Origin of the sequence: Winogradskyella sp. (assembly GCF_965656915.1) — a bacterium.
In the GTDB taxonomy this organism is placed as follows: domain Bacteria; phylum Bacteroidota; class Bacteroidia; order Flavobacteriales; family Flavobacteriaceae; genus Winogradskyella.
In genome coordinates, this window is record NZ_CBFHMI010000018.1 from 26,908 (window position 1) to 38,978 (window position 12,071).

Genomic DNA, 12,071 nt, shown 5'->3' on the forward strand with positions numbered 1-12,071 from the left:
ATGAAAATACACATTCCCATAGGAATTTACTTAACACTAAACCGACTTTAGTATTTCTTTAACGTGATTGTTATAGGGTGTCCAGATAATCTTGAATAAGTTGTACGCCTTCATCATGAAGCATCGTAGTACCTATAAATGGCATGCTTACTCCTGGATTGTAACTTCCAACTCTAAAAAGTATGCTGTTTTTACGCACTTGGATATTAGAATCTTCTAATGACGTTTCATAAGCTAGATTTAAAGTGGATTGTGTTTCACAAAATCCACCTGGTATGTGGCAGTGGGCACAGTTAATATCAAAATACGATCTTGCTCTATCTTCAAGAGATTCTGAAGTGTCATTCCAGTCAACTATTTTTCCTATCGAAGAAACATCAGAAAGACCTCTTAATTGATTATTATCCAGGAATTTCTGAAGTTGATTAACTCCATTAACTTCAAAATTCATAGTTCTTAACTTAGGTCCAATCGGAGTAGTGTTACCATAGGTGTTGTGACAATCAAAACATTGACTACTCGAAGGTATTGCATACGTCGTAGAGTTTGACACACCATTAGCATCAATCCAAGTAATTGGTAGTGTGCTTCCATTAGGCTCTAAAACAGCATCAGTCTGGTCTTCGTTCCACTTATAATCACCACTTTCCCAATCTCCATTAATTTTAATCAGTACACGTGTTTCAATAATTTGTCGTCCCAATGACAAATCACGTTCATCAACATTGTAATAAAACGTTTTGGCGATCACTGTATTATTTGGAAAGATTGGAAAACCATCACCATCAAACTCCATACTTGTATTTGGTGGTAAGGCTATCGATCTTTGTTTGTGCGCATAATCCGTAAATAAAGGCGTATTTAATTCATAAGGAAATGCACGAGTTGATAGCACTAAATCACTGATGTTTCCAGCATATAAGTTTAATTCTGATAAATTAGTTCTAAACTCAGCAATAACCTGCGGATCTTCTACTGGAGTTATTGAATCGTCATTCTCACATGAAAAGACAAAAGAGGATAAGACGAAGAATATAAATAGCTTTTTCATTATTTGAGACTAAGTTCCTGATTAATAGTGCTCGTGAAAATACTAAAAAAGTGTTAAAAACAATTTTTTTTTTCGATAGTAAGTATGATTTATTTGACGTACGGTGTTATTCTTTTAAAGAAAATAGTTTTTTCCTTTACTTTGGAATAATTCTAAATAATTTTCACAAAAAAAGCATATCTGTTTTAGATATACTTTTTAAAATTAGATACGTGTAATTTATTTAAATCATCTCAACAAATAAACCTTCTTCAGTTTTTTCTACTTTGGTTAAACCATGCTTGCCGAGACCTTTAATTCCTTTATCCCAACCTTTGTTACTCAACCCAGATTGTGATTTTAGAGAAATTAATTCCATACGCTTCTCTGATTTGAGAATTTCGAAAATAGCTTTTTCATTATCACTCAAAGCCACTTGTTTCTTTTCTGGTCGCATTTGTGGAAAGAACAATACTTCTTGTATACTTTGATTATTAGTTAAGAACATTACCAAACGATCCATACCAATTCCCATACCAGATGTAGGCGGCATTCCGTATTCTAATGCACGTAAAAAATCGTGATCGATAAACTCAGTAGCTTCATCATCACCTTTTTTAGCGAGTTTTAATTGGTGCTCAAAGCGCTCGCGTTGATCTATAGGGTCATTTAATTCTGAATAAGCATTAGCTATTTCCTTACCACAAACCATAAGCTCAAAGCGTTCTGTCAATTCAGGATTTTCTCTATGTTCTTTACAAAGCGGACTCATCTCTTTAGGATAGTCTGTAATGAATGTTGGCTGAATGTAATTGCCTTCACATTTTTCGCCAAATATTTCATCAATAAGCTTGCCTTTACCCATGGTATCATCAATTTCTATTCCCATGTCTTTGGCAGCAACTCTTATTTCATCTTCTGTTTTATTGTATATATCAAAGCCTGTGAATTCTAAAATAGAATCACGCATGGTGATACGTTTGTAAGGTGCTTTAAAATCTACATTATGTTCTCCAAACGTGGCTTCTGTAGTTCCGTTTACCGCAATAGCGCAATATTCTAAAAGCTGTTCGCAGAAATCCATCATCCAGTTGTAATCTTTGTAGGCTACATAGATTTCCATAGCTGTAAATTCAGGATTATGTGTCCTATCCATACCTTCATTACGGAAGTTTTTAGAGAACTCATAAACACCTTCAAAACCACCAACAATTAATCTTTTGAGATATAACTCATTGGCAATTCTCATATATAATGGAATGTCCAAGCTATTATGATGCGTTACAAACGGACGTGCAGCAGCACCACCAGGTATTGGCTGTAAAATAGGAGTCTCTACTTCAAAGTAGCCAGCATCATTAAAAAACTCACGCATGGCATTAAAGAGTTTTGTTCGTTTTACAAAGACCTCTTTAACATGTGGATTTACAGCTAAATCTGCGTAACGCTGCCTGTAGCGTTGCTCAGGATCTGTAAAAGCATCATATGTTTTACCATCTTTTTGCTTTGGAATTGGTAAAGGTTTTAATGCTTTGCTTAACAGTTTAAAACCTTTTACCATTACGGTTTTTTCTCCAACTTTAGTAGTGAATAATTCACCTTCAATACCAATAAAATCTCCTAAGTCAATAAGCTTTTTAAAAACGTCATTATAAAGCGATTTGTCTTCACCAGAGCAAATTTCATCTCTGTTGAAATAAACCTGAATACGTCCTTCACTATCTTGTAGTTGCGCAAAAGAAGCTTTGCCTTGCACATTAATAGCCATTAAACGACCTGCAATAACTACCTGTTTACCTTCCTCATAATCAGATTTTATCTGTTTAGACGTATGGTCTACTGGAAATAAATCTGCAGGATAAGGGTTTATCCCTAAAGCACGCAGTTTGTTTAGCTTTTCGCGTCGTATTAATTCTTGTTCTGAAAGTTGCATTCTCATTATTTTAGAAATGCAAAATTACACTATTTCAAAAAATTAGCGAATACCTTTTTAATTTGATTTTATTACCTCAAGATTTTCTTTTAAATGGGTGTTATCTGGATGTAATTTAATGGCGTCTTTTAATACTTTTAGAGCGCTATCTTTATCGCCACTAATGTCTAGAGTATTCGCTAAACTCATATAAGTTTTAGGTTCATCTGGAAAGAGTTGTGTGTTTAATCTAAACACAGCAATGGCTTCTTCTTCACGTTCAGTTCCGTATAAAATACGACCATAAGTATTTAGCTCAAACATACTTGTGACTTTGTTTTTGAAGTTTCTAATGAGAGTTTTAGATTTTTTTTTGAGTCCTTTGATTCCTTTTTTCTCCAGAATTGCATCAATTTTTGATACAATCTCATAGTTTGTTCGATACGTGTTGACGGTTATGATATTCTGAATATCTTCTTCAAATGACTCTACAGGATGCTCTATGATACTATTAATTTCTTTACCATGTTTAGCATTAGATATTACAGTTATTGTTTTTGTAAAAGTGCCTAATCGTTTTGTATTTTATTTTATTTGTAATTCGCCAGAAGCACTAGGTAAAATAGGCATCTTTGAATAGCTTGGCACTGTACAGCCACAAGTTGTTTTTACATCGGTAATTATTCAAGGTGCATCACCTTCATTGACAAACGTAAAAAATCGTTTACCGTCGGAGTTTTGACGAATTGTTCCATAGTCTATAACCTCTGTTTTAAAAGTGATTACTGCAATTTTGTTTTCGTATTTATCAAATTCGGTTGGTGCTGCATTAAATAGGCTGAGCACAAAAGCCACTAATAGAAATGTGTTTACTGTTCGTTTCATAATTGATAGTTTTTATGATTAATGATGGAACAAACATCAAAATTTGAACTGGAAAAAGACTGAAATGATGGTTGGAAATTGGTACTAGTACCAAGGTTGAATTTTTAACTATTTGTTAAACAAAGATTTAGATCCGACTCTAGATTTTACGTTTAGTTTTTTGTAAATATTATTGGTGTGCGATTTTACAGTGCTGACGCTTAAAAAAAGTGATTCTGTAATATTTTTATTAGTTTTTTCTTGCAGTAAGTGCTCAAGAACTACCTGTTCTTGATTAGATAATTTAGTTTTAATATTTTTAGCAGTTATTCTTTTAGATTGTACTGATTTGTAAAGTAAAAATGCATTTAATGTCAAGGATAAAGCCAATATCAAATATAGGTAGAAGCCCCACCTTAGGCTTGTTCTTTCAGATGAAGCTTCCAACATGTAGCGATCTGCTTCTAATTCGTTAATATACTGACCTGTGTAAGGCGAGCTAGGGTAATTCTCCTCTAGTCTTGCCAATAGTTCATTATAATAGCGGTTATTTTTTAAATCATCTACGTAGTAGTTGTGAAGATCACTACTTCTATACGACAGAAATGAATAAATATACAATTCGGCAATGGGCTCCTTTGTATTCTTAAAATATTCCTGAAGTGATTTAAACCATTTTTTATTGTTTAGTTTCCTGTTGGCATCACTTCTAAACTCCACTGTACGCAAAGCTCATATCATTTTTTAACGAATCGATTTTTAGAAAAACGCTAGACTTAGGATTACTAGATTCTATTTTGCAGAATATTTGATTTCCAAAGGAGAATGGTAGTTTAAGTGTATCCGTATTTTTCGCAATAAAAAGTAATTCTTCACTGTCGCTGCAATGCCCATTAAAATGATTAACACCTTGCTGTGATTCTGGGCATTTATCAATATGTATCCGATAGATTCTATTTACATTGTCTAGCATATTGCCACTAAATTCAAAAAAGCCCGTTTCATTTGCTGTCGTTTTAGCAATAATCTGCTCAGAATAAACACCAGACATTTTTCTGTAATCTTCCACAATAGAGAGATATACAGAATTTTGCCATTCATCAGGATTAATAAAGCCAGAGAATGAATACTGTGCTTGACTATATGCCGAATACAATAAAAAGAATAAAAGAATTACCTTTCGCATAGAACGAAGCTACATAATTTTCATTGACTTTTTATTATTCTAGACCAAAGTATTGTAACAAATTCTAAGAAATAACGTCCTACTTGGTACATCAAATCATCAAACGAAATTATGAGTATCTGGCGCGTTATACTATCCATTATTTGCCCACCTTTGGCCGTACTAGACAAAGGCTGTGGTTCTTTTATAATTACCTTTTTATTGTGGCTCTGTGGTTGGGTCCCAGGCGTTATTGCTGCATTGGTAATACTAAATAATCCTGACCGATAAATCTGTATCTTTGTGCTTCATAAAATTTAGTAAACACAAATGAAAAAACTATTTTTATTACTTATTGTTGCCTGTGTAATGACAAGCTGCAATGTCACAGAAACAATCATATTTGACAACGATATGAGTGGACAATATAGGACAGCTTTTGATATGGCACCGATGATGCAATATGCCAACGAAAACAGACCGTCTTCTCAAGAAGGGCCACAGCGCGAAAAGATTGATACAGTTATAGTTTTTGATGATTTTTATAAGACACATAAGGATAGCATTGCCGCACTTACGGACGAACAACGTAAAGAATTTGATAAGTTAAGAGGTATGACTTTGAAAATGCAAATGGACGAAGATGAAGGCGATTTTATGTTTGAAATGTCTAAGAACTTTAAAGAATTCAATGAGCTTAAAACTATTTATGATGAGACCGATGAAGCGATGGATTACGTAAAAAACATGAGTAACAAAGGTGATGAGGCTCCACAAGAGCAAATGGATGAATTAACTAAAACAGATAAAGTAACGTTTTCTTTTGAAAATAACACCTTTTCAAGGTTTCAACCTAAACCAATGGAGAGTGAAGAAGACTTTGATAAGGACGATAATTTAGAAAAAGACAATCTAGAAGAGGAAGATGATTCCTTTAGAAATGAGATTGAAATGCAATTTGAAGAATTATTTTCGAATTCGTTTTATATGCTAACTTATAAATTTCCAAGAAAAGTTAAGTCTGTGTCAAATGATAATGCCGTTATTTCTGAAGATGGAATGACGGTGACCTATAAGGTATCTTGGAGCACTATAAATGAAGATGCTTCAACAATGAATTTAAATGTAGTATTAGAAGATTAAGATTTGAATAAATACGTAGAACTTGAAGATTTAGGCTCAAAGGATTTTAAGGAAACCTGGGATTATCAGGAACAGCTTTTTAAAGCCATTTTAGACACCAAGATTAAGAATAGAAGGGAGGATGCAGGTCTTGAGACCCAAAATCATTTTCTTTTTGTTGAGCATCCGCATGTATACACATTGGGTAAAAGCGGAGATATGTCTAATTTGTTATTAAGTGAGGCACAATTAAAGAAAAAAGGAGCCACATTTTATAAAATAAATAGAGGAGGTGATATTACTTATCATGGTCCGGGACAGATTGTTGGTTATCCTATCCTAGATCTTGATAATTTCTTTACAGATATACATAAGTACCTTCGTTTTTTAGAAGAAGTCATTATCCTAACACTCGCAGAGTATGGCTTAAAAACTGAGCGAAGTTCTGGTGAAACTGGTGTCTGGCTAGATGTAGGTACACCATTTGCCCGAAAAATCTGTGCTATGGGAGTGAGAGCGAGCCGATGGGTGACCATGCACGGTTTTGCGCTAAACGTCAATGCAGATTTAGGTTATTTTGATAATATTATTCCATGTGGCATTAGAGGGAAAGCAGTAACTTCTTTAAATAATGAGTTAGGTGTTAAAAATGTTGATGAAGCTGAGGTGAAGTCCAAGATCTTAAAACACTTTATAGCACTATTTGAGGCTACAATTGTCGAGTTGTAATAAGCTTGTTGTTATTACAGGCAATTATAATGTTACATAGAATTTGATTATAATTCTATATTGTCTTTAGCGATAGCATGAAAACTGGTAGTTTGCACTTTCTTTTCCACATCTTCTACGCTTACAAGTTTAGATGTAAATACAGTGATTTCTCTAGGAAATATTTCCATATTAATATCTACCAATTTAATACCATCTAAAGTTAAAAGGCGTTTCTTTATGCACTCTAATTCTCTTTGATTGCTGGCGTCAGTTCCAAAAACTCTGCCATTTGGTCCAGGAATAATATGTTCTGAAATAAGGCTCATAATTACGGCTTTACATGTTAATTTTTATAGTGCATTCAATGTACACAACAAAAAGAATATATAAATTGATATTAGTCAGTTTGAGAAGTTATTTTAACTAGACTTTTTTAATGCGTTCCTTTTAAACTGAGTCAAGATTCAGCATTAAAAAATACTTTGTAAAAATGCATTTTTTTCTCATCATCATAACCACGTTCTAGATATTCTGCTGAGGCATCTGGTGTATCTACGTCTAGTTTTATCTGTATGTTAGTGTCTAATTTTATTTCAGTTTTAATCTTTTGTTTTTGTTTTTTTAAAACACGCTCTGAGACATCAAATTGATTTCTGATTAAAACTTTATTTTCAATTTCATAGCTTTTTTTGTAGTCTTCAAAAAGTTGAATGTGATCTTCTTCATCAAAGACGTCTTCTTTGAAGTTTTCGATATTTACAATTTCGTTTTCTTTAAAAAAATCAACTGTTTTAGCCAAGAAATTACTCTGCTCCTGTCCTCCAAAATTTGGTTGTATAACCTCCTTAGAAAACTCTCTACATAGCTCAATACAATTCTTGGTGTGTTGGTTGCTATCATCAGGGTATTTTATATTCAAAAAGCTTTTTATCCAATACTGTGTATCATAGGTGTTATTGTCTACGCTAAATACTATTTTTCCTTCCATATCAGATGTATTTAGTACCAAACAGCCTTTATCCACTTTTTTGGTCTGAATTCCTTTTTGTACTAAAATATCATAGTTGCCGGATTCTAAATAGGTCTGAAAAAATTCGGTTTTATTTTCAATTTTATAAATGCCGATAGCATCGGTAAAATAATCCTCATATTGTACATTTTCAAAACGACAAATTAAAACATCTCCAGTTTTTATTTGAGCTGAATTGCTCTGTTCAAAAAGATGTGTAACGATGTGTTTAGAAACTTCTACAAAGTCGGCTTCATCCTTAAAAAGCTGATCGCTGTAGGTGTTTATTTCATTCAATCCTACATCGCTATGATGATGAAAACGATAACTCTCAGCAACACTTACAAATGGCTTTAAAAGATAAGGTAACATGAGATTGTATGTGACTTCATCAAAATTAACCACAGCGTCTGAAAATGCATTTTTTGTGTCGTTAAACTTGTTGCCTACTTTATGTATTATGCAACTTTTTATAGAGGCTTTTTGTCTTTTTATCATGGTAGATATTGTCTCAGATTAGAAAGGTACAATACTACAAAAGGTAAGGCTTAAAACTAAAGAAAACGCCAAAATAAATTTGGGGTTTTCAGACTCAGGGACTTTGAGATTTGGTTATCGTTATATTTTTACAAATTCTACACGTCTGTTTTGTGCTTTGCCGTCAGTTGTGCTATTATCTCCAATTGGTTCTGATTCACCTTTACCATCTGTAGATAAACGGTCTTCGGATATATTGTAGATGTTAATTAAAACATTTTTTACAGCTTTAGCTCTGTCTTTTGAAAGCTTAAGATTAACTTCATCTGTGCCATCAGAATCAGTATGACCAATGATATTTAGTTTTATAGATGCGTCCTGCATTAATACCTGAGAAATCTGGCGGATTATTCCGAGTGATTGTGGCTGAATATTTGCAGAACCAGAATCGAATAAAATACCATTTGTAGATATCTTGCCTTCATTCATAAGTTTACGTCTAAGATCTTCTCCGCCTTCTGCAATTTTAAGGTTAGAAATAAATAAGCGCTCTTGACCTTCTTCTTTAAAACCAGAAAGATGCAATTTAATGGCTTTTAATGGTGAGTCTGCACCAATCATTTTAGGAATATCAACACATTTTTTTTCATTTACCCAGACTCTAAAACGCTCTTTATTTACGGCTATTGAAATATGCGGTTTGTTAAGAACAGCTTTTCTAATATCTGCTTTAATGTTGTTGGTTATTGTATTTTTTCCATCAATTCTGTTTCTTACTCGAAAGGTAGAAGGTATATATTGGGCAAAAGGGATTTCGACTCTTGCAAAGTCTTTACCAGTTCTAAACTCGTTATTGTCTTCTAATCTAATTTCTAAAGTTGGCGCCACTGGACGTATTTTCACTAATACCTAATACAATAAGATCAAATTCAATTGTATAATTTTCAGGAAGTTCTCTAGGTAAATTAGGAATAACGTACGTGTTGTAGCCTTGTTTAAATTCAAACCAGCGACCATCAACTTTATTTAGGGTTACAACTTCGCCTGAGCCATTAGTATTCCATTTTCCTGGAAAATCACCAATAAAATCATTTTTGTAATCATCATAAAAAATAAGCTTGTCTCCTGGTACAAAATCATATTTGCTGTATACTTCTAAACCGTTTGAAACATTTATAGGCTCGTCTTGAGACGAAGCAGTATCATTAGATTCACTTTCATCTGAATCATCATCGCGCTCATCTGTAGATTTTTCCCTAGTTTCTGCGTCTTCTTCCTCTTTTTCTTGATCGCGTTCGCGCTGACCTAAGAGCAATTCTTTTGCGGTTTTAATACTGTATGTTAAAGCTTTTTTCGCTCTGTTAATTTGAAGCGTAGCTTTACCCTGTTTAAGCACACCAACTCCATCTAAATCATTTAAAATATCTGGAGCACTTTCACTTAGCGATGTCAATTCGTCGAGTGCTTCTTCAAGAACGTCTATATCTTCATCTTTTAGAGGTGTTCCTGCAGCAGCATAACCATCGTATATGTATACTTTGTCATATAAATCGAAGGATTCTCTAACAAAATTATCAACACTAGAAACACCAACTTTGCTTTTAGGTCTTTTTATCCTTTTTGTTTGTGCATTTAATACAGGTGATAGCAGAAAAAGTATGCAAATAGGAAATAAAAAATCTTTTAAGTGTGAAGACTTTGTCATTTTAAGTAATTGATTAATAGCTGTCTAAATGTAATAATAACTATTGATACTAAAAAATGAATTGAATAAAAGGTTAATAACTTAATTGATTTTGTAAATAATAATGGTTTTATCATCACTCTGTGTAATTAACTCCAAACCTTTGTTTTTATCTAATTCCTGAAGCTCCGATGAAGAGGTGCCAAATACTGGAAAATTTGGAATAGCTTTGGCTTGGCTGTCAAATAAGTACACCTTTTTAGATTGTAAATCTGTTGTAGTTACATAGATTTTATCATTGAGATAAAATATTTTTGGTGCTGTATAGTCGCCGAAATCTAAATCTATAACTCTGCTTTTAATGGTTAATTTATTATCCATTATACTTACAAGAGTTTTACTTGTTGCTTCAATTTTGTGTTGCTCCGTGAGATTTAAGCTTTTTCTGTTAAGTCTTCCCTTTGTGTCTACTTGGATTAATTCGCCAATTGAATTTGTAGTCGTAAATGTATTCTTATACAGATAAATGTCATTACCAGAAAAACGAATTTTAGAATTGACATTAATTCTATCAGCACCTTGTCGGTTTATGATTTTTAAGGTATTACCAGCACCAAAAACAATATAATCTTTGCTAGAAACTCTAAAGTGTTTTGGTTGTGTTTTAACCTCTGCGTTATTGGATTTATATTTAAAACCAGTTACGGGTTTGCCTTTGGCGTCATACATTAGAAGGTTTTTTCCTTGAGTAACTAGCAATCTGTAGTTTTTCCTATTATCGTAATCGAAAACAGATAATGGTTGTGTTATATCATCGTTGAATTTTAATGGGAAGGGAGAAACATCATTTCCGTTTCTATCTAATACATAAACCCGTTTAGAAGTCGCAAATGCTAGTTGTAGTCTTCCATTTTTATACATATCTATTTGTTCTACTTTTCCAAGTATTTGATCTTGTAATTTCTTTTTCCAAAGAACTTTACCAGAACTGGAAATTAAATAGAGATTATTGTTTACATCTTGAACTACAATATCATGGGCTTTTGTAACATGATTTTTTACAGTTTGAGGCGCCGAAATTATTTTTGTATCTAGTTTGGTTAAAAATGCTTCTGAAACAGAATTAGTCTGTCTACGTTTTTTAAACTTTTGAATAACACCGTTAACATGCGCATAGTTATCTTCATAGATCAACTGCACTGCATTTGCGTTATATCCTTTTGCCACATCACCAAATATTTCTTTTAAACTTTCAGCATTTTTGTAAACAAATAAAGATGCTTCGTCGCTTAGTTTATCATTGAGGTCAATAAATGCATCTGTGTTTGCTAGTGTTTTATTGTTAAGGGCGTCTGTAACTATTGATTTTAATACTTCTGTGGAGTGGGAAAACAAAATAAAGTTCTTAAAGTTGCAAAAATAATCAGCATTATCATAGTTTAGTAAAGGCATTAGTCGTGTTTGAAAAAAATCAGGTCTATTATATTTATAAATATCAATATCTCTAAAAGTCTCAGTGATTTCTTTCTCTTCAATGGACTCTAATATAATGTTTGAGTCTAACGAATACAATATGATGGCATCATCTATAATGGCTACTTCGCTAGTAAAATTCAAAAAATTAGGAATACTATCTGAATATGAAGGGAAAAGTTCATTTCTGTTTTTATTAAATGCGGCATAATCATCATAAGTAATACTTTTTAAAGATTGAATGCTAGAAGGAGCGATATTCACTGCTTTTATTTTTTGTGGTATTCTATTTTTAAAACAGTCTATTGCGCTATTTAAAGAATCATTACTGTTAAGAATGCCAGTATAGCTTAGGCTATTCTCAGTACTTTCCATATCTAAAACAATATAGTTTTTACTTTCAATACTATTTAAAAGTAGGTTGGTGTAGTTTCTTTGGTCAGCCCTAAAAACTACTGAAGATACAGATGCGTTATCCATAGTTTCAATCAATTGAGAAAGTTCTTTGTTCTCATTGCGTTGATTGAGATTTTTTAAAGCATCAATATTTTGAGAGGCTGCAAAGACATTTCCCAAAACCTTGGTATAAATGGTAGTGGAGTCTATTTGAATTTTATCAATTTC

15 protein-coding genes are annotated in these 12,071 nt (G+C 32.8%); 3 read left to right on the plus strand and 12 right to left on the minus strand.

Features of this window, described 5'->3' with window-relative positions; translation table 11 throughout:
* Nucleotides 1-70 precede the first annotated feature (70 nt).
* The 7 genes from ACTG3Y_RS06930 to ACTG3Y_RS06960 all read right to left on the minus strand — a co-directional run bounded on the left by ACTG3Y_RS06930 (nt 71) and on the right by ACTG3Y_RS06960 (nt 4,992).
* On the minus strand, nt 71-1,051 hold the full coding sequence (locus ACTG3Y_RS06930) for a hypothetical protein (protein WP_439152196.1): 981 nt from the start codon (nt 1,049-1,051) through the stop codon (nt 71-73).
* Nucleotides 1,052-1,274: 223 nt separating this feature from the next.
* Entirely contained in the window at nt 1,275-2,963 is a 1,689-nt protein-coding gene (gene lysS, locus ACTG3Y_RS06935) for a lysine--tRNA ligase (RefSeq protein ID WP_439152197.1), read from the minus strand.
* 57 nt (nt 2,964-3,020) lie between these two features.
* Entirely contained in the window at nt 3,021-3,266 is a 246-nt protein-coding gene (locus ACTG3Y_RS06940) for a tetratricopeptide repeat protein (RefSeq protein ID WP_439152198.1), read from the minus strand.
* A 261-nt stretch (nt 3,267-3,527) separates the two neighbouring features.
* Complete coding sequence (locus ACTG3Y_RS06945) at nt 3,528-3,590, minus strand: hypothetical protein (protein ID WP_439152211.1); 63 nt, start codon at nt 3,588-3,590, stop codon at nt 3,528-3,530.
* Nucleotides 3,591-3,626: 36 nt separating this feature from the next.
* On the minus strand, nt 3,627-3,827 hold the full coding sequence (locus ACTG3Y_RS06950; RefSeq protein ID WP_439152199.1) for a hypothetical protein: 201 nt from the start codon (nt 3,825-3,827) through the stop codon (nt 3,627-3,629).
* A gap of 108 nt (nt 3,828-3,935) precedes the next feature.
* Complete coding sequence (locus tag ACTG3Y_RS06955; RefSeq protein WP_439152212.1) at nt 3,936-4,526, minus strand: response regulator transcription factor; 591 nt, start codon at nt 4,524-4,526, stop codon at nt 3,936-3,938.
* A complete protein-coding gene (locus ACTG3Y_RS06960; protein ID WP_439152200.1) occupies nt 4,516-4,992 on the minus strand; it encodes a hypothetical protein in 477 nt (158 codons plus the stop codon). Before ACTG3Y_RS06960 ends, ACTG3Y_RS06955 begins: the two co-directional genes overlap by 11 nt.
* 111 nt (nt 4,993-5,103) lie before the next feature.
* On the opposite strand from ACTG3Y_RS06960, the gene ACTG3Y_RS06965 reads away from it, so the two are divergent.
* From ACTG3Y_RS06965 to lipB, 3 genes are read left to right on the plus strand one after another with little or no spacing between them, the layout of a single operon-like run.
* Entirely contained in the window at nt 5,104-5,262 is a 159-nt protein-coding gene (locus ACTG3Y_RS06965) for a YqaE/Pmp3 family membrane protein (protein ID WP_439152201.1), read from the plus strand.
* Nucleotides 5,263-5,301: 39 nt separating this feature from the next.
* Nucleotides 5,302-6,114: a hypothetical protein gene (locus ACTG3Y_RS06970; protein ID WP_439152202.1), complete on the plus strand. Its 813-nt coding sequence runs from the start codon at nt 5,302-5,304 to the stop codon at nt 6,112-6,114.
* 3 nt (nt 6,115-6,117) lie between these two features.
* Nucleotides 6,118-6,822, plus strand: coding sequence for a lipoyl(octanoyl) transferase LipB (gene lipB, locus ACTG3Y_RS06975; protein ID WP_439152203.1), 705 nt, complete (start codon nt 6,118-6,120; stop codon nt 6,820-6,822).
* Nucleotides 6,823-6,869: 47 nt separating this feature from the next.
* On the opposite strand, the gene ACTG3Y_RS06980 is transcribed toward lipB, so the two are convergent.
* The 5 genes from ACTG3Y_RS06980 to ACTG3Y_RS07000 form a co-directional block, all read right to left on the minus strand.
* Complete coding sequence (locus ACTG3Y_RS06980; protein WP_439152204.1) at nt 6,870-7,130, minus strand: heavy-metal-associated domain-containing protein; 261 nt, start codon at nt 7,128-7,130, stop codon at nt 6,870-6,872.
* A 131-nt stretch (nt 7,131-7,261) separates the two neighbouring features.
* Nucleotides 7,262-8,311 carry a nucleoid-associated protein gene (locus ACTG3Y_RS06985; protein WP_439152205.1) on the minus strand — a complete coding sequence of 350 codons (1,050 nt, stop codon included), beginning with the start codon at nt 8,309-8,311 and terminating at the stop codon, nt 7,262-7,264.
* Nucleotides 8,312-8,431: 120 nt separating this feature from the next.
* Complete coding sequence (locus ACTG3Y_RS06990; protein ID WP_439152206.1) at nt 8,432-9,178, minus strand: OmpA family protein; 747 nt, start codon at nt 9,176-9,178, stop codon at nt 8,432-8,434.
* A complete protein-coding gene (locus ACTG3Y_RS06995; RefSeq protein WP_439152207.1) occupies nt 9,156-9,995 on the minus strand; it encodes a hypothetical protein in 840 nt (279 codons plus the stop codon). Before ACTG3Y_RS06995 ends, ACTG3Y_RS06990 begins: the two co-directional genes overlap by 23 nt.
* Before the next feature lie 81 nt (nt 9,996-10,076).
* On the minus strand, nt 10,077-12,071 hold a 1,995-nt coding region (locus ACTG3Y_RS07000), incomplete at its 5' end, for a ribonuclease HII (protein WP_439152208.1).